Source organism: Embleya sp. NPDC005971, assembly GCF_040629175.1.
In the GTDB taxonomy this organism is placed as follows: domain Bacteria; phylum Actinomycetota; class Actinomycetes; order Streptomycetales; family Streptomycetaceae; genus Embleya.
The window spans coordinates 43,951-60,311 of sequence record NZ_JBEXUX010000061.1; the positions used below are offsets into that span (position 1 = coordinate 43,951).

Genomic DNA, 16,361 nt, shown 5'->3' on the forward strand with positions numbered 1-16,361 from the left:
GGCCGTGCCAAGGCGTCCGGCCGCCGGTGTGGTGTCTCGTTCGGGTCGCATGTGTGCTCCGATCGTCGGCCCCTCGTGCGCTCATTGCTCGATTCGGCCGGTCCAACGCGGCTCGACCACCGCCCACTCCCGCTCCCAGTCGCGGGCTCGCCGGCGGGAGGCCAGCAGTTGCTCCCAGCCGAACGCTCCGGCCGTGACCGTGAGCGCCGCGGTGAGCGCGAGCATGCCGGTGGTGATCGCGTCGACGACGATCGCCCCGTGGGTCGGTGGGGGTGTGGTGGGCCGGCCCTCGGCGTCGAGCCAGATTCTGGTCGTATCGCCTGCCGATCCGCCGAGCGGCACCTGCGCTACGCCAGTGTGGGCGGTGCCGTCGGCCGCGACCCATCGCACAGTCGCCGTCACCGTCTCGGCACCGGGCCTGACCACGGTGGGCGGCTTGATCAACAGCACGGCGAAAACCCGGTGCGTATGCGCCAGTTGGCGAGTCCGCGCCGCCTCATCGAAACCGATTTGGACGTGGACGGCCGCCAGGACGACCAACGGCACCAGGATCAGGGCCAGGATCGCCAGCACGAGCGTCGACCGCAGGTGGGTGACGTCGCATCGCCGACACAGCGGCTCGCGGCCCAGGAGCGCGCGAATCCGGCGCCGTGCTCGTGCGAGCGTTCCGTGCGCTCGCGGCCCCGGGCCGTTCATGACGCGCGGGCGGGTATCGGCACGACGGCCACCGGGCAGGACGCGTGGTGGAGTACCGCGTGAGTGGTGGGGCCGAGGCGCATCGGGAAGGGACCATGGGCTCGGTGGGCGGCGACCACCAGCAGATCCGCATGCGTGGAGACGCCGATCAACGCGTGGGCGGGCACCCCGGTCGTGACCATCGCCTCGATCGTGGCGTCCGGCTCCCTGGCCCGGATCGGCTCCAGGATCTCGGTCAGGAGATGGTCGTGGGTTGCCGCCATGTCCAGCGGATCGCCGAGCAGGGGCGCCACCACGCCCGGGAAGTAGCCCGCCATCGTCAGGGTCCACACGTGCACGGGAACCACCCTGCCGCCGACGCGACGGGCTCGCTCCACGGCAAACTCGACCGCCGGGGCGTCGCTGTGATCGGCAACGCCCACGACCACGCTCGGGGTGTCCACCTCGTCGGCCGCCTCGGGCACGATCACCACGGGACAGGTCGCGTGCGCGCACACCCGCAGGGACACCGATCCGAGCAGCAGGCCCGCGAAGCCCCCGTGGCCGCGAGTACCGACCACGATCGTCTCCGCCCGTCGGCTCGCTTCCAGGATCGCGTTCGCAGCCGGTCCCTCGAGCAGCGAGGTTTCGACGGTCAGGTGGGGGTGTGCCGTGCGGCTTCGCACCGCCGCCTCTTCCAGGAGGGCCCGGGCGCCCCTGCGAACCTCGTCCGGCCGAGCGTGCCCGCCGAGGGCGGGTGCCGGGATGGCCATCGTCAGGTGGAGCGGCATCTTGGCGTCGGCGGCGGCGTGGGCGCCCCACACCAGCGCGCGTTCGCCACCGGGCGAGCCGTCGTAGCCGACCATGATCCCAAGGTCGGGTAGATGGGTTCCGGTGCTCATGACTTGTCCAATCGTCGCCGAACGACGTCCGGGGCTGCGGGCCGGGTTTACGACCTCCGATCGCTCCTCACCTTCAGCGTGCGCCCGCTCGACCGGCGGACACAGGGCTGCCCGGTCCCGCCGGACCGGGACCTTCGGCCCGGTCCACCATCCCCACCGGCCCTGTGCCGGGGGCTGCGAGGGCTCGATCGTGGAGACGGGGCGAACCGCGTGATCGTGGGCCCTGGAGTCACAGGAGGCGAGCGTCATGAGGACGAGCGGCGAACCCGCCCCGGAAACCGCATCCACCCTCCCCGCAGAGGCGGCGGTTCGGGAGCGAAGCGTGGTCGACGTGATGAGCACGGCGTTGCTTACCGTCGCCGACGACGAATCCCTGTTGATGGCTTGGGAATTGATCCAGCGCACCGGATTCCACCATCTCCCCGTCGTGGACGAGGACGGCCGCTGCGTGGGTCTACTGAATCGCGGCGAACTCGCGGTCGCGTGTGCTCTTCCGGCGATCTCGCTCTCCGAGCGCTACGTGGGCGACCTGCTGCCCGGCGGTGTGCAACCGCAGGTGCCGATCTCCGCCCGGCTCGCCGAGGTGGCCGATGTGATGACCGAACACGCGGTGGACGCGGTCGCCGTCACGGACGACGACACCCTGGTGGGTCTGGTGATCGCCCGCGACCTCGTCACGGCCCTCGCCGGACGTACATCGCCGCACGGCCCCCGCGACCACGGCCCCGTGCTCTTCCGGTTGGAACCGGTGCTTCCCCCGTCGCGCCACACCTGATCGCCCTCCTCGACCCGCTGACACTCGCCACTTCCTCGCAACCGAGACCAGCAAGGCCATCCGAAGGAGTTCGACATGAAATCACTCGGCACCCGGTTCGACCGGGAATCGATGGGCGTGCCCCCCGGCAGGGCGTCGTGCCGGCCGACGAGGCCACGCACGAGCGCTCGGAAGGCCGGATCGTGGTGGGCCTGGACGGCTCCTACGGATCCGCGATCGCCCTGCGATGGGCCGCACGCGAGGCCGCCGAACTCGGCGTGGTCCTGGACGTGGTCGCGGCCTGGACGGACGCCGACCCGGAACGCCCGACCCTGGACCACCCGGACACCCCGCTGTCGGTGGCCCGCGAGCGGCTGGAGCACGCGCTGGCGAACCTGGTGCGGGTTCCGACCCCGCCGGAGCGGATCGTGGCCACGCCGCTGCACGGCGCGGCCGGCGAGGTCCTGGTCGCTCGTGCGCGAGATGCCCGGTTGCTCCTGCTGGGCACCAGCGGCATCGAATGCCCCGCGATCCCCGGCCCCACCGGGTTGTACTGCCTGCGCCACAGCGCTGCCCCGGTGGTGTTCGTCCCAGCACCGGACGCCTGAGAGGACGTCAAGTCCCGTTCCTGATGATGTGGAGTCGCCCGTTCGTGGGTGATGGGACTGTTTCACGCTCGCGTGATGTCGTGTGCATGGTGGAGTCGCGGACATGGAACGGATGCCGTACGCAACCGACTTGTCGGACCAGCAGTGGGCGTTGATCGAGCCGCCGGCCACCGCGTGGAAGCAGGAGCGGGTGGCGCGGTCGGCGACCGGCGACCCGGGCTCCTGCGACCTGCGCGAGGTTGTGAACGCGCTGCTCCACCAGAACCGGACGGGCTGTCGGTGGCGGCTCCCGCCACACGACCTCCCGGCCTGGTCGGCGGTGTTCCATTACTTCACGCTGTGGCGCCGGGACGGCCTCGACCAGCGGATCCAGGAGATCCGGCGCTGCCGGGTGCGGGAGCGGTCCAGACGGTTGGAGGACCCGTCCCTGGTGATCATCGACACCCGGTCCGTCCGTGTGGCGGCCGGGGTGCCGAAGGAGACGACGGGCCTGGACGCGAACAAGAAGACACCCGGCAGGAAGCGGGGGCTCGCCGTCGACGTGCCGGGCCCGATCATCGGTGTCGTGATCCTCGCCGCGAGCGCGCACGACAACGAGGCTGGCATCGCCCTGCCGGACCAGGCGGCCGAACGATGCGGGATGCGTCTGGAAAGGGTCCTGGTCGACCGGGGATTCAAAGATGCCGTGATCGTCCACGGAGCGGTGAGGGACATCACCGTCGAGGTGGTCCGACGCAACCCCGACGACGCAGGCAAGGGCTTCGTCCCGCAACCGAAGCGGTGGGTGGTCGAGCAGGTCAACGGCACCCTCATGCCGCACCGGCGCCTCGCCCGCGACTACGACCACCGACCCGACAACGCGGCCTCCCGCGTCTACCGGGCCTCCACCGCCGGCATGCTCCGACGCCTCACCGCCCCCACCCCCACTTGGCGGGACGACGTGGATCTGGCAGCGTGAACGTCGCCGACCTCCTGCGGTCGCTGCAGACGGAGCACGATGAGACCGCAGCACACGCCGACAACCTGCGCGAGCGGATCGAGCGGCTCACCGCCGCCCTCGCCGAGACCGAAGCCCGCCTGGACGAGTTTGCCGCCACCCGCAGGGTCATCGACGGCCTCACCCCTCCCGACCACGCGACGGACCCTGCGGAGACCGCCACCGCCACCGCCTACCAGCACATCGTGACCACGTTCAACGAGCATCCCGGCCAGGTGTTCCGCGTCCGCGATCTGCACGAGCACCTCGGCCTACCCACCGACGAGCCCTCGATCAACGTCACCTGCTCCCGCCTGGGACGACTCGTCCGCCAAGGGCTCCTCGAACAACCCGGACGCGGCCGCTATCAGAAACGGACTTAACGCCCTCTCAAAACAGCCGGGACCGCCCACGACGTGCTGGGTCCCGGCGTCGAGGTGATGGGCTCGCGGCCGATCCTTTCACCGCCCAACCCCGCCCCCGACCGAGCGGCCTTGCTCCTGGACTTCGTCGGTGATCGAAACCCTCGACAACCCGGAGGTGCTGTCGCGGCCTCGCCTCGACGTCACGACCGTGACGATGAACGGTGTAACCCTGGGGACCGGGGCCACCGACGTTCCACGCGGGAACATCCTCCAGGCCCAAGTCCTCCATAGTCCGTCGTTATCACGGCGGGACCGGCATCGAGAGCGAGCACTACGACGCCGAAGGGCGACGGTTGACCCTCGACGAGGTTGTCGACCACGCCGTGTTCTCGGACGGATTCCTGTACTGCGCCGACGAGCTCACCTATCGGGCTCGCGCCGGGAAAGTCGTCCGCTTCGCAGGCCATGGTCCTTGTCTGTCCAATTTCGCGCATCTGACGTCGTACGAACAGTTCCTGGCCGCCTTCGGCGAACCCGGCCGGGTGCACACGGACGAGACCTACGGCGAACTCGTGGGCTACGACACCTACTACCCGGGCGCGCAGAAGTACGTGCGATGGGATGCCTGGGATCACCGCGTGAGTCTGATCAGCCTGGGCGCCCTCGAGGAATCCATGGAGTCGTGACCGGATGCGAGGGCCCCGGCCCGTCCCGACGGCCCGTTCCCACCGGGTTCGGGACCGGCGCACCGATCGGCGACGGACACGGATTCGCCGCCCTGCAGGACGCGGGGTTCGGTGTCGGGGTGCCAGTCCGTGATCTCGGTCGGGCCGGGGGGTTCGACGTCCAGGCCCTCGAGGAAGCCGTCGACAATCGCGCGCATCTCGACGGCGTCGCCGGGGTTTCCGGGAGCGTCGGCGGCGCCGGCCAGGAGCGCGCCGAGGGTTTGCGGGAGGGTCGTGGCGGCGGGCGGCGGGCGGCGGGCGGCGGGCGGCGGGCGGCGGGCGGCGGTGCGACCCTAGACCAACCCCAGCCCAGGGAGCTGCAGCGCCAACCCCAGGATCAACACCGGCACCCCGATCACGAACCGCCGCCGCAGGCACGCGGCCGACGCTAACCCGACAAGCGTCACCACGAAACTGAGCCCGCAGATCCCGAGCATCCACCGAAAGTCACTTCGATACCGGGCCCGACACGCGGCGTCGTCACAGACCCCCGCCCCGTCCGCAACACCGTAGAGCGCCAACAGATCCACCCATCACCATCACCGCAAACACCCCGAGCATCGCAACCCCGGCCGGCGCGGCCACAAACCCGTGCATCCCACCACGTGGCGTCGAAACCGTCTTCTCCATGCCGAGCACGCTACGAGCCCGCCCACTCCGGGGCGTCCGCACACATACCCAGCCGAGTACTCACATGACGCCGCCTGCCCGGCCGTCCGCAGCCGACCGATCTCCGACGGGTACCACCGGGTGTCGGAACTCGGCGGACGGCGTGGAGGAGATCCCGATCCGCAGGCCCTCGCCGCTGCCCGACACCGCCCGGACCGTCCCCGTCGCGAGCGGTGCACCGTGTCATGACGGTCCCGGGCGTTACAGTTCGCCGGCGTGAGATCACCCGAGGAGCTCGACACGATCGACTGGCCGTCGCTGTACCACGCCTACGGGGATGGCGATGACGTCCCGGACCGGATCCGGGCCCTGTACGCGGGCGATGAGGATCGCGCCGACAGGGCCCTGGGCGAGTTGTTCAACCGCGCGTTGCACCAGGGATCGGTGTATCCGGCGGCGGTGGCGGCCGTGCCGTTCCTGGCCCACGCCGCCGTGCACACCGCCCATGGACGAGCGTCCGCGCTCGCGTTCCTCGCGGGCGCGGGGGGCTCGGGACCCGAGCCCGGTCGCGGCGACCAGGAGGAGGGGCACGCGCGGGTCGGTGCCGAAGTCCCCGGCCTGCTGCACCTGCTCCGCGACGGCGACCCGCAGGTGCGCCGTCAGGCGGTACGGGTCGCCCGCCGCGCGAGCGCGGATACCGTGCCGGCGGCGACGCGCGAACTGGCCGCGACGTACGCGACGGACCCGGTTCCCGCCGTACGCGCGGAAGCCCTGATCGTCCTCACCCGGATCGACCCCGACCCACGGGCCCGCACACGGCGGCTCCGCGACGCGCTCACGGACCCGGTCGCCGCCGTCCGCGCGGTCGCCGCCCTCGCGCTGCCGGCACGGGAGGCCGCCCCCTACCCGGCGGACCTGGTCGCGGTCCTGGCCGACGCCGGAGGCGACCGCGAACTCGCCGTCAACCGGATCGAGTTCTTCCCCGGGATCGGCGACACCGACTCCCGCGTCGCCGCCGTCCTGGCCCACGACGCGGAGGCCACCGCCACGGTGGCCCGCGCCTGGATCGCGCAGGGCAACGTCGAAGGCCGCGGCTCACGCCGCGCCCACGAACTCTCCACCCATTGGCGCAACCGCGAGAACGACACCCTCGCCCTGCTCTCCGCCGCCCTCCCCCGCACGACGACGCCCTGGGACCTGTCCGAACTGCTCGTCGCCGTCATCCGCTGGGCCCCCGACACCACGCTCGGCGACAACCTCATCCCGCACGCGCCGACACCACCACGGCCGAACTCGCCCAACTCGCCCTCGGCCTCCTCGGCGACGCGCGTCTGCTCACCGCCGTCCCCGACCCCGAGCCCAGGGCACTGGTCGCGCTCGCCACCCGCACCCACGACCCCGACCACCAACGACTCGCACTTCGCCACCCGAAGGCATGTCCCGATGAACTCCTCACCACCCTGACACCCCACGCCGCCCGCACCCTCCTGCGGGACCTCAAGGACCTGCTGCGCCGACGCCCCACCGTGACGCTCGTACGACGATTCGGTGACTGGGGCATCCGGGACACCGAACTGCTCGGCATGCTCGCCCACACCGCCCGCGGCAACCCCGGTGAACTCGCCACCGCCGCGACGGTCGCCGCCGCCCGCCTCGGCGCCGACCCGGCACCGGCACTGGACGTGCTGGCGCGCCGCCTCGAGGACGACTGGCGATGCCTGGAGGAGGCAGGCCTCCTGGGCCCGACGGCCGCACCACTGCTCCCCCTGGTCGAGGGTTTCCTCGCCGACGACCACGCATGGACGCGGCTGTACGCCGCCGAAGCCCATTGGCGCATCACCGGCGACCGCTCCACAGCCGTGCCGATCCTGACCGATCTCGCCGAAGCCTTTCCCCTGCCCGCGCTCGAAACGCTCCTGGCGATCGGCCCTCCCCACCCCGCCCGTCTGCGGCCGCACCTCGAGCACTGGGCGACCACCGACCGTCGCGTCCTGCCCGACGACGACATCTTCGCGCCGCCCACCGAACTGCCCCCGGACACCCGACTGCGGTCTGCGGCGACACGGATGCTCGCGTGAACGGCACGACACCACACGGCGAGTCGAGGAGAAGTACACCCTTCGGGCCGTAAGCCCGGTCCGCGTCGGACCTGCGGGGCTCCTCGTGGAGCTGTATCCGAATCCATGGCACCGGCCCTGGGCATCACCGCGGCCGACTTGTTCGGGCAGGCCCCGACGGACACGTGCATCCGACATCCGCCACGCGGTCTCCCGCAGACACGTCGCCAAGAAGCGGAGGACGGCAACGAACCCCGGTGTGCAGCGCCGATACAGGAACCGTCCTCCGACCGAACCCGTCAGGCAGTCGAAGTGCGCCGGCTGCGGCAGCACGAAGAAGTTGACCAACGTGCAGGCCTACGGCAAACGCGTCTGTGGTCCCTGCAACCACAAGACCCGGGCCGCTTCCCTGTCCTGCTGCGCGACCCGTCCGTCCGGAAGGGTCGCCAACTCGACGCAGTTTCCCTCGGCATTGCTGGCCGTGCTCTTCACCCACTCCACCCCGGAAAGGGAGTCGGCCGGCATCCCGATGACCGTGATCGTGCGGAGCGCGCGGTCGAGTTGTCGGTCGCCGCCACGGTCGAGGCGGTGCCGGTCGGTTGGTCCAAAGGACGCGGGGATCGGTGCGGCGCCGGCGAAGGACGCGAACGCGGCCTCCGAACGGAACCTGCCGGCATGCGACCAACCGGCGAGGATCTGCGCGGCACTGATCGGTCCCACACCCAGGAGACTCGGCAGCTTCGCGGCCGTCGGGCATGCGGCCACGCCGTGTCGCGGAAGGTGCCCCCAGTGCGTCACGGCCCAGGGACGTGTCCGCGAGGGACGCCACGAACCTCGGAGCCCTCGACATCCGGCCGGAGAAGGGCGGAGTTCCCCGGCACGAGCGGGTCGGGGACGGTCGCCACGGTCCGTCGCGTCTCCGGAGCCGGCGGTGGGCCGGACTTCCATGTGCCTCCCCACGAGGTCCTCGAAGGCGTCGGCGGATCGGGCGTGGGACGACGTATCCGAAGCGTCGCCCCGTCCATCGGCTCTGGAACAGGCCCTTCACGGCCACATGATCGACACCATCCGCACCGGAGTCGCCGGCACCGCGCACCCTGACCACAGAGCCAGCAAGCACACGGAGCACGTGTACACGAGGTCGAACCGGCCTGAATTCCGTCCGGCCGGAATTCAGGCCATGGCTTGCGGTCCGGACACGAACCTGCGGGCGCTCCGCGACAACTCCTCGGCGAGAGGCGGCCGTTGATCGACGAGATACCCCGGCCGGTGACTCCCGTGTCCGGCCGGGACCGGGTGCTCCGGTGCCTCGCCGCCGTCACCCTGGGGGATTCCGCCCGCAAGGCACTCGCCGAGGCCGATCCACCCACCGCAACAACCGGCTTCGTCGCGTCCGCGTGCCGGGCGACCGCACACGTGCGCCCCGCGCTGATCCCGTGGTGCTCGCCCACGTGCGGGCCAGGCGGTGCTTCGAGATCGGCCCCCGACGCGCTCGTCCTGCACGACACGGCCGGCCGAACCGCGCCGCCCTGGGGGCACATCGCCGAGGTGACGCCGGCGTCCGGAGGTGCGTCCGCGCAAGGGGACACTCACCGGCCGCTCCATGTACTACGTCGAGGAGGGCATGTTCCGGGCCCGGGCCTCGATCCGTTCCCGGGAGCGACCGGCGGCGGGGCGCCGTACACGGTCCGCGGTCCCCAGGCGATCACCGACGAGATCGCGGCCCCGACCGAACGCGAGGCCACCGGTGCCGCCCCGGCCGCCCGTCCCGCGCACCGGCCCCACCCCGCCCCGTCCACCCGTACCACCGCCGTGACGACGACCCGTCGCCCCACCCCGGGTATCCGCATGCGTTCCGCCGCCACTCCCGATCGTGCCGCCGTGGTGGTGACGGCGCGCTTCCCGGGCAAGGGCATCGACACCGACTGCGGCTGCGGCTGCGGCTGCGGGTAGGAGCCTCACGACGCCGGATGAACAGGAGAACGGATTCCCCGTCGCTTCCCGCGCCGACACCCGGCATGATCTCCCCGGCGGACACGCCCAGTTCATCCATCGAGGGAGTCACGTCATGAACCGCGCCCGACGCACCGGCCGCATCGGTGCCGATGCCGTGACCGGACGCATGGTGGCCGCTCTGATCGCGGGAAGCGCGGTCCTGGTGACCGCCGCGTGCACACAGGTCGAGAATCGCCACCCCCACGCGGAGGCAACACGGGCGACCGAAACGACGAAGCCGACACCGGGCCCCGACCCGGTCGACCCCCCACCGTCCGGGGCGACGACTCCCGGCTCCCCGACGCCGGACACGAACGCTCCCGTGCCCGGCGAGCCGCCACCCGCATTGCCGGCCGTCGAGGACGCCCCGACGCCGGCCGGCGAAACCCGCGCCCCGGCGCAACCGGTACTCCCGCGCATACCCGCCAAACCCTCCATCGCCGAGACCAACACCGCCCTGGCGAAGGCCCGCACGCTGCGCGCACGCGGCCTCGACCCACGATCCGATCGCTACGTCAAGGCCGTCGACCACGGCTGCTTCGCCCACGAGTCACAACCCGGCTGCACGGACTACCTGGCGACCCGCGGACTCGGCAGGGCGTACGCCGCGGCGATCACCCGGGACGACCCGACCGACACCCGGCCGCGACCACCGATCCAGCCCGTACTGCCCCCCGGATGCGTCATCGCCGCAACCGTCGGCGACGCCCGGGCACCGAAGGGCTTCCTGCTCGCCTGCACCGACTACACCCCGGAGTGAGACGCGACGGTCCGACCCGCGGCCACCGACGCCGGGCGGGCGGACCGACGACCCGCCCGGAGACGAGATCGATCGCGGTTGCCCGGCGGCCCTGTCCGTTTGCCCCGCGCACGCCCCCGGCGAGGAGGGTGAAGTCCTTCTTGAACACGTGCCGAACCACGGCCGGTTCGCCGAGCCCTTCACCACAGGCACGCCCGTGACCTGCGGAATCGCGGAGCCTGATGTCGTCGAGCACGATTCCGCCCGGGAACTCACCGGCCCAGAGCGATACGGACCTTGGGTCCGGTGCCGAAGAACGTCATCCCGTCGCAGACCGGGACCAAGTCGCGGGCGTCGCCGGGGATCTCGATCGGCAGGGTCGTCGACGCCGAGACGCCCTGTGTGAGGAGGGCCGTTCACGAGTTCCTGTTACCTGCACGTGGGGTTCGAATCTGTGAGCGATTTCCCGCGCTGCAAGTGATCGTTTCCCGTCGTCGCATGTAGGTTCGTACGCCGGTGGCAGGGTGGATCGCTGTCGTGCCCGGGAACGGGAGGGTGATCGTATGGCCGGTGGGTCGGAGCGGGGGGCGCGTCGGGCGTTTCTCGAGTCCTTGGAGTTGGGCGAGGTTCGCAGGGGTGTGGTCTCCTCGATCGCCGGTTTCGGGGTCTTTGTGGACCTGGGTGGGTTCGATGGGATGGTGAGCGTCGCCAATCTGTCGTGGAACCACGTCGAGCACTTGTCCGATGTGGTCGAGGTGGGGGAAGAGGTCTGCGTCGTGGTGTTGGACGTCGACATGGACCGCGAACGCGTCTCGTTGTCGTTGCAGGACCTGCAGCCCGATCCGCTCGTCCCTTTCGCCCGCACACGGCTGGGCCACGACCTTGCCGGAGTTGTCACCAAGATCGTCCCATTCGGCGTCTTCGTCCGCGTCGAGGGCGGTATCGAGGGACTGCTGCCCAGGACGGAGGAAGAGCGGGTGACGCCCGATGCCCCCGAGCGTGTCTGGCGAGAAGGGGACGCCGTGGTCGTCACGGTCGCCGACATCAACTTCCGTCGTCGCCGGGTTCGGTTCAGCCTCGTAGAGCACCGGCCAGGGCGGTTGGAGGCATACCCGCCGCCCCTCGGATGAAGGGAAGGGCTCGGATTCCGGGGAGCCGGTGGTGTCCCTTGCTTTCCCATCCGGGTGGTCGGCATCGTCATCGAGCCCGGGTGGTCTTCTGACCGAGCCGAGGGTTTGTCCACGTTGGGTCGTCGTAACAGATTCGGCGATTGTCTGGCCCGGCAACTTGTCTGGGCAATTTGCTCCGGAACCGGGCCGAGGGCGAGTGATCGGAGCGTCTCGTCCGGAAGCTCGGGGGCCAACGAGCCTTGTTTGTTTGGCGTTTCCCTGTCTCGGGGCCCTTGCGATCTCTATGAGCTGATCCGAGTTTGGTGGAGTCCCGGAAGCCGGGTTATGGTGCCCGGCGTAAAGGGGCACCACAAGCTATGCCAGCATCACGTAAATACCCCGATGAGCTGCGGGAACGGGCGGTCCGCGAGGTTCGCACCTCCGGGCGGCCAAGGAGGCCCTACAAATTGGGTCCGCCAAGCCGAGGCCGACGCCGGCGAGCGCGGCGACCGGATAACCACGGCGGAAAGCGAAGAACTCAAGCAACTGCGCAGGGAGAACGCGGAGTTGCGTCGGGCGAATGAGATCCTCAAGGCCGCGTCCGTGTTTTTTGCCCAGGAGATCGACCGTCCCCGGAGGAGGCCGAGCAGGTGATCGGCCACCTGCGCGAGCGTGGCCTCGGGGTCGATCCCGTATGCCGGGTGCTGGACTTGTCGCCGTCGACGTACTTCGCCCGCCGGAAGCGCCCGAAGTCCGCCCGCCGACTGCGCGACGAACAGCTGATGCCGCTGATCGAGCAGGAGCACGCCGACTCCGGCGGCACCTACGGTGCGAGGCGGATTACCCGCGCCCTGCGCCGCAAAGGCCACATCGTGGCCCGATGCACCGTGGAACGCCTGATGGCCGAACTCGGCATCGAGGGCGTCATCCGCGGCCGCCGCCGCACCACCGCCCCCGAGCCGGCCGCGCCGCGCCCGCCAGACCTGGTCGACCGCGTCTTCGCGGCCGACCGGCCCGACCGGTTGTGGGTCGCAGACCTGACGTATGTCCGGACCTGGTCGGGGTGGGCGTACGTCGCGTTCGTCCTGGACGTGCACTCCCGCATGATCGTCGGCTGCAGGCCGCCGAGCACATGCGCACCGAACTCCCGCCGGAGGCTTTGGAGATGGCGCTGTGGCGGCGCCGGATCAAGAAGGACTCCGGCCTGGTCCATCACAGCGACCGCGGGTCGCAATACGTATCGATTCGCTACACCGACCGGCTCACCGACATCGGCGCGTCCGCGTCGGTGGGCTCGGTCGCGGACTCGTACGACAACGCCATGGCCGAGGCGCTCAACGGCACCTTCAAAGCAGAGCTCATCGAAATGCAGGGCCCATGGCGCGACTTCGCCCAGGTCGAACGCGCCGTGTCCGAGTGGGTGACCTGGTACAACGACGAGCGCCTGCACTCGGCGCTCGACTACGTGCCACCGGTCGAGTACGAACAGCAATATTGGGCGAGCCAGGAACAAGACACACAGACCGCCTGAACAACCACAAACCGACTCTATAAAACCCGGGTCAGCTCACCCCACACTCACACCCGGTGATCCGGCGATGATCGAAATTGAGACATGCTCAGATCACGCTGTCCATTCCCTGGCGGTTCGTGGCTCCGATCAGCACTCTTATGCCAACCAACGGTGAAGATCCGTTGGGGTGCCGGCACACCGTCCCTGGGGGAGCCCATGAAGAAACCCGGAATTCTCGCCGCCCTGACCCTGGCCCTCGTCGCCGTGCTGAGCCCCTTCTCGACCGCACAGGCAGCACAGGCCCGCGCCGGCGGGGAATGTACTACCACCTGGTGGCTGATAGGTGGCCCAGCGGACGCCACGTTCCTGTGTGACACCGATTATCCGAAGATAACTTGGCCGGACGGACGGGACGAGTACGTTCTCATCGGTTCCGACCGCCAGGTTTGGCACAGCTACCAATACAGCGCGGGCGGAGCATGGTCCACCTGGGCCACCCTTGGCGACAGCAACAACATCCAGAACGGCGTCTGGACGTGGTGGGCGGGCTCGACCCCCATCGTGCAGGTACTCGGTGGTGACAACCAGTACTGGTGCAACGTCTACAGCGGCGGCTGGAGCAACTGGCACGTCTGCACCTGATCGACCCGCCCGTACGCGAAAGCCCCGCCCCGAGCGGGGCTTTCGCGTGCCCCGAGGCCACGAACCACCCGCCGACGAACCGGCCCCGGGGAACCGCGTCCCTTCCGAATCAGGGGCTTTTCTGCGACCGGACGTCACCGGTGGCGCGCGCGGTTGTCAGCGGCCCCGCGTGGGCTTCTGCGAGCCTGGGACGGCTTCCCGGGTATCCGATACCCGCCGGGGCATCTCGGGCGCCCGTACGGGCCCCTGGGGTCATGGCGCGGGTGGTGCTGGTGATCACGGTGTCGAGCGCGATGGCCGTGTCGCGCAGGATGGCGAGGGTGGCCGCCGGGTCCGCGTCGGGATCGAGCGCGATGGCCGCGAGGTGATCGAGGATCCGGGATGCGTGGCCGGCCACCGTGAGCGGCAGCGGCGACGCCACCTCCGCCGACGTCACCGGGGCCGGCTCGTACGCGTCCAACGCGGGCCCGAGCAACGGCTCGGGCCCTCGGCCGGTCCAACGTCCTACGGGTCGGCGCGCCGCGGGGCTGGCGGAGCGCACCACCGCCCGGTCCTCGGCCGCGGTCGGCGGAAGCAGCGGCAGCAGCACCTCGCGCGGGTGCCACCGAGCCTCGACACCCCACTCGTACCGGCACCGGTGGCACCGCCACAGGCCGGCGGCCTCCTGGTCGACATCGGTGGACCAGCACTGCCCGCACCGCACCGGCACGGCGGGTGCCCGCCGGCGTAGACGCCAGGGCGCGTGTTCCTCGGGCGGGCACCCGACGGTGCCGCCGTGGCCGTGAAGATGGTGCACCCGCACCTGCTGGTCGGCGATCAGAGGGAGTTCCGGCGCAGGTTCGTGCGAGAGGTCGCGGCCGCGCGGAAGGTGGGCTCGGCGTTCACCGCCGCGGTCGTGGCCGCCGATCCTCACGCTCAAGTTCCTTGGTTGGCCACGGAGTTCGTGCCGGGGATTCCCCTGAGCGCGGCGGTGGAGCGGTTCGGGCCGCTGCCCGAGACGTCACTGCGCGAGCTGGCCGCGGGCCTGTTCACCGCGCTGGCCGGGATCCACGCGGCCGGCCTGGTTCACCGGGACGTGAAGCCGTCGAACATCGTGCTGGGCGTCGACGGCCCCAGGGTCGTCGACTTCGGGATCGCGCTCCCGGCCGGCGCGACCGGCCTGACCGGGACCGGCCACACCGTGGGCACACTCGGGTTCATGTCCCCCGAACAGTTCGAACGCTCCGACGTCGGGCCCGAGAGCGACGTGTTCTCCGCCGCCGCCGTCCTGGCCTGGGCGGCCACCGGCCGTTCCCCGTTCCCCGTTCCCCGGCGACACCCTGCCCGTGCTGTTCGCGAACCTGACCACGCGCGCCCCCGATCTGAACGGACTCCCCGCCCCGCTCGCGCCCCTGATCGAGGCGGCCCTCTCCAAGAGCCCCGCGACACGCCCCACCGCCCGGGACGCCCGCACCATGGTCCCCGCCCCGCCCACCCACGTCGGCCCGGACCACGGATGGTTGCCACCCACGCCATCCTCCTCGCCGCCTCGGCCGTACTCCGCACCCCCGCGCCCCCGCTCGCGTCCGACGGCGACACCGCCACCGCGACGCCACCCGTGGGGGCGGCGCCGAAGCACCCGGCACCACTCGCCGCCCAACCGCCACGGAAGGCACCGGCCACGCCGGAACCGGCACACGGCGAGCCGGAGGCGCCGGAAGGCAGGACCTCCCCCGACGACGCACGGCGCGTGTGGGCGGCACGGAACAAGGGGCCGTCCGGCGCCGGCTGCGTCGTCTCGGGCGCAGGTTCGTCGACTTCGCCGCGAGCGTGGGCCGTCACCTGGGCTATGGCGGACGCGGTATGCGCAAGCTCCTGACGGCCGCCGGGAACCGGGCCGCGGTCGGGTTCCGCAGTCGGCGGGATCGACTCGACGGAGCGCAGTGTCGTTCCCGGGTCCACTCCCGCACGCCGTTGCAGTGTTCGGCGACCTTGAACGGGCCACCACCGGGATTCACGCGGTTGATGTCGGCTGGGGTCGGCTCCGTCATGCCCGCGTAACGTCGCGTCGTCCACCTGCCCGCGACCGACCTCGCGGGCGTGGAAGGCCCGTCGATGAACGATCCCGTCTCCCCCGGATGGCTATGACGTCTTGAGTTGGCCCCGGTGGGACGCCCTGGGTTCTGAAGGTGGTTGCAACACCTGACCCTGCGGGGTGCTGCGATGGCCAAGCCGCGGCGAACGGCGGTTTCCAGCAATCGTCGCAACACGGTGGTCATTCCAGTGTTGCGACGAGCTTGGCGAAGAGGTTCGCGGGGGTGTTCCAGCCGAGGGTCTCGCGGGGGCGGCTGTCGAGTTCGGCGGCGACGAAGGCGAGGTCCCCGGCACCGAGGAGGGACAGGTCGGTGCTCTTGGGGAAGTACCGGCGGAGCGGGCCGTTCGTGTTCTCGTTCGAGCCGCGTTGCCCGGGGCCGGCGGGTTCGCAGAAGTGGACGGGGACGCCGGTGGCGCGGGTGAACTCGTCGTGTCGGCTCGTCTCGCCGCCTTGATCCCGGGTCACCGAGCGGGCCGGTTCGGCGGGGAGGTCGCCGAGGGCGTGGACGAGCGCGTCGCGGACATGCTCGGCGCCCCGGCCGCCGGGCGGGTGGAGGAGTTCGACGTAGCGGGTGGATCGGTCGACCAGGGTGCCGATCGCGGACCGGTTGCCCTTGCC

General features: G+C 70.9%; 16 protein-coding genes and 2 pseudogenes. 12 read left to right on the forward strand and 6 right to left on the reverse strand.

Annotation, left to right across the window (positions count from 1 at the left end; translation table 11 throughout):
- Nucleotides 1–81: 81 nt before the first annotated feature.
- Complete coding sequence (locus ABZ374_RS37495) at nt 82–696, reverse strand: hypothetical protein (RefSeq protein WP_360320128.1); 615 nt, start codon at nt 694–696, stop codon at nt 82–84.
- Nucleotides 693–1,577: a universal stress protein gene (locus tag ABZ374_RS37500; protein WP_360320131.1), complete on the reverse strand. Its 885-nt coding sequence runs from the start codon at nt 1,575–1,577 to the stop codon at nt 693–695. Before ABZ374_RS37500 ends, ABZ374_RS37495 begins: the two co-directional genes overlap by 4 nt.
- Nucleotides 1,578–1,824: 247 nt before the next feature.
- Here ABZ374_RS37500 and ABZ374_RS37505 point away from each other — a divergent pair, with 247 nt between their 5' ends.
- The 7 genes from ABZ374_RS37505 (at nt 1,825) to ABZ374_RS37535 (ending at nt 7,692) form a co-directional block, all read left to right on the forward strand.
- Nucleotides 1,825–2,352 (forward strand): CBS domain-containing protein, encoded by a 528-nt coding sequence (locus ABZ374_RS37505; RefSeq protein WP_360320134.1) that lies wholly within the window; start codon nt 1,825–1,827, stop codon nt 2,350–2,352.
- Between the two features lie 137 nt (nt 2,353–2,489).
- Nucleotides 2,490–2,939, forward strand: a complete 450-nt coding sequence (locus ABZ374_RS37510; protein WP_360320137.1) for a universal stress protein — start codon at nt 2,490–2,492, stop codon at nt 2,937–2,939.
- Nucleotides 2,940–3,042: 103 nt separating this feature from the next.
- Complete coding sequence (locus ABZ374_RS37515; protein ID WP_360320140.1) at nt 3,043–3,897, forward strand: IS5 family transposase; 855 nt, start codon at nt 3,043–3,045, stop codon at nt 3,895–3,897.
- Entirely contained in the window at nt 3,894–4,298 is a 405-nt protein-coding gene (locus ABZ374_RS37520; protein ID WP_360320143.1) for a type IV toxin-antitoxin system AbiEi family antitoxin domain-containing protein, read from the forward strand. The genes ABZ374_RS37515 and ABZ374_RS37520 overlap by 4 nt, the downstream gene beginning before the upstream one ends.
- Before the next feature lie 335 nt (nt 4,299–4,633).
- Nucleotides 4,634–4,966: a hypothetical protein gene (locus ABZ374_RS37525; RefSeq protein ID WP_360320146.1), complete on the forward strand. Its 333-nt coding sequence runs from the start codon at nt 4,634–4,636 to the stop codon at nt 4,964–4,966.
- A gap of 924 nt (nt 4,967–5,890) precedes the next feature.
- Nucleotides 5,891–7,078, forward strand: coding sequence for a HEAT repeat domain-containing protein (locus ABZ374_RS37530; RefSeq protein WP_360320149.1), 1,188 nt, complete (start codon nt 5,891–5,893; stop codon nt 7,076–7,078).
- A 62-nt stretch (nt 7,079–7,140) separates the two neighbouring features.
- Complete coding sequence (locus ABZ374_RS37535; RefSeq protein WP_360320152.1) at nt 7,141–7,692, forward strand: hypothetical protein; 552 nt, start codon at nt 7,141–7,143, stop codon at nt 7,690–7,692.
- Nucleotides 7,693–8,028: 336 nt separating this feature from the next.
- Here ABZ374_RS37535 and ABZ374_RS37540 read toward each other — a convergent pair whose 3' ends face one another.
- Both ABZ374_RS37540 and ABZ374_RS37545 read right to left on the reverse strand, forming a co-directional pair.
- Entirely contained in the window at nt 8,029–8,196 is a 168-nt protein-coding gene (locus tag ABZ374_RS37540; RefSeq protein WP_360320173.1) for a DUF397 domain-containing protein, read from the reverse strand.
- 3 nt (nt 8,197–8,199) lie between these two features.
- A pseudogene (locus ABZ374_RS37545) lies at nt 8,200–8,400 on the reverse strand (transposase); the annotation flags it as partial.
- A 1,339-nt stretch (nt 8,401–9,739) separates the two neighbouring features.
- Here ABZ374_RS37545 and ABZ374_RS37550 point away from each other — a divergent pair.
- The 4 genes and pseudogenes from ABZ374_RS37550 (at nt 9,740) to ABZ374_RS37565 (ending at nt 13,669) form a co-directional block, all read left to right on the forward strand.
- Nucleotides 9,740–10,426 carry a hypothetical protein gene (locus ABZ374_RS37550; RefSeq protein ID WP_360320155.1) on the forward strand — a complete coding sequence of 229 codons (687 nt, stop codon included), beginning with the start codon at nt 9,740–9,742 and terminating at the stop codon, nt 10,424–10,426.
- 542 nt (nt 10,427–10,968) lie between these two features.
- On the forward strand, nt 10,969–11,535 hold the full coding sequence (locus tag ABZ374_RS37555; protein ID WP_360320158.1) for a S1 RNA-binding domain-containing protein: 567 nt from the start codon (nt 10,969–10,971) through the stop codon (nt 11,533–11,535).
- A 356-nt stretch (nt 11,536–11,891) separates the two neighbouring features.
- Nucleotides 11,892–13,045 (forward strand): annotated as a pseudogene (locus tag ABZ374_RS37560) (IS3 family transposase).
- A gap of 198 nt (nt 13,046–13,243) precedes the next feature.
- Nucleotides 13,244–13,669: a hypothetical protein gene (locus ABZ374_RS37565; protein WP_360320161.1), complete on the forward strand. Its 426-nt coding sequence runs from the start codon at nt 13,244–13,246 to the stop codon at nt 13,667–13,669.
- 109 nt (nt 13,670–13,778) lie between these two features.
- Here the strand turns inward: ABZ374_RS37565 and ABZ374_RS37570 are convergent, their stop codons facing one another.
- The gene (locus ABZ374_RS37570; protein WP_360320164.1) at nt 13,779–14,105 is read right to left on the reverse strand and encodes a hypothetical protein; all 327 of its coding nucleotides are present in this window, start codon (nt 14,103–14,105) and stop codon (nt 13,779–13,781) included.
- A gap of 351 nt (nt 14,106–14,456) precedes the next feature.
- Between ABZ374_RS37570 and ABZ374_RS37575 the strand changes: the two genes are divergently transcribed.
- Entirely contained in the window at nt 14,457–15,527 is a 1,071-nt protein-coding gene (locus ABZ374_RS37575; protein WP_360320176.1) for a protein kinase, read from the forward strand.
- 396 nt (nt 15,528–15,923) lie between these two features.
- On the opposite strand, the gene ABZ374_RS37580 is transcribed toward ABZ374_RS37575, so the two are convergent.
- Nucleotides 15,924–16,361, reverse strand: a 438-nt coding sequence (locus ABZ374_RS37580; protein ID WP_360320167.1) for an IS30 family transposase, incomplete at its 5' end; no start/stop codon positions are given.

Bases quoted from the DNA above. Each gene is read 5' to 3' on its own strand.
- ABZ374_RS37575 (WP_360320176.1), top strand. From the start codon at position 14,457: ATGGTGCACCCGCACCTGCTGGTCGGCGATCAGAGGGAGTTCCGGCGC.
- ABZ374_RS37515 (WP_360320140.1), top strand. From the start codon at position 3,043: ATGGAACGGATGCCGTACGCAACCGACTTGTCGGACCAGCAGTGGGCG.
- ABZ374_RS37505 (WP_360320134.1), top strand. From the start codon at position 1,825: ATGAGGACGAGCGGCGAACCCGCCCCGGAAACCGCATCCACCCTCCCC.
- ABZ374_RS37550 (WP_360320155.1), top strand. From the start codon at position 9,740: ATGAACCGCGCCCGACGCACCGGCCGCATCGGTGCCGATGCCGTGACC.
- ABZ374_RS37500 (WP_360320131.1), bottom strand. From the start codon at position 1,577: ATGAGCACCGGAACCCATCTACCCGACCTTGGGATCATGGTCGGCTAC.
- ABZ374_RS37495 (WP_360320128.1), bottom strand. From the start codon at position 696: ATGAACGGCCCGGGGCCGCGAGCGCACGGAACGCTCGCACGAGCACGG.
- ABZ374_RS37565 (WP_360320161.1), top strand. From the start codon at position 13,244: ATGAAGAAACCCGGAATTCTCGCCGCCCTGACCCTGGCCCTCGTCGCC.
- ABZ374_RS37540 (WP_360320173.1), bottom strand. From the start codon at position 8,196: ATGCCGGCCGACTCCCTTTCCGGGGTGGAGTGGGTGAAGAGCACGGCC.
- ABZ374_RS37555 (WP_360320158.1), top strand. From the start codon at position 10,969: ATGGCCGGTGGGTCGGAGCGGGGGGCGCGTCGGGCGTTTCTCGAGTCC.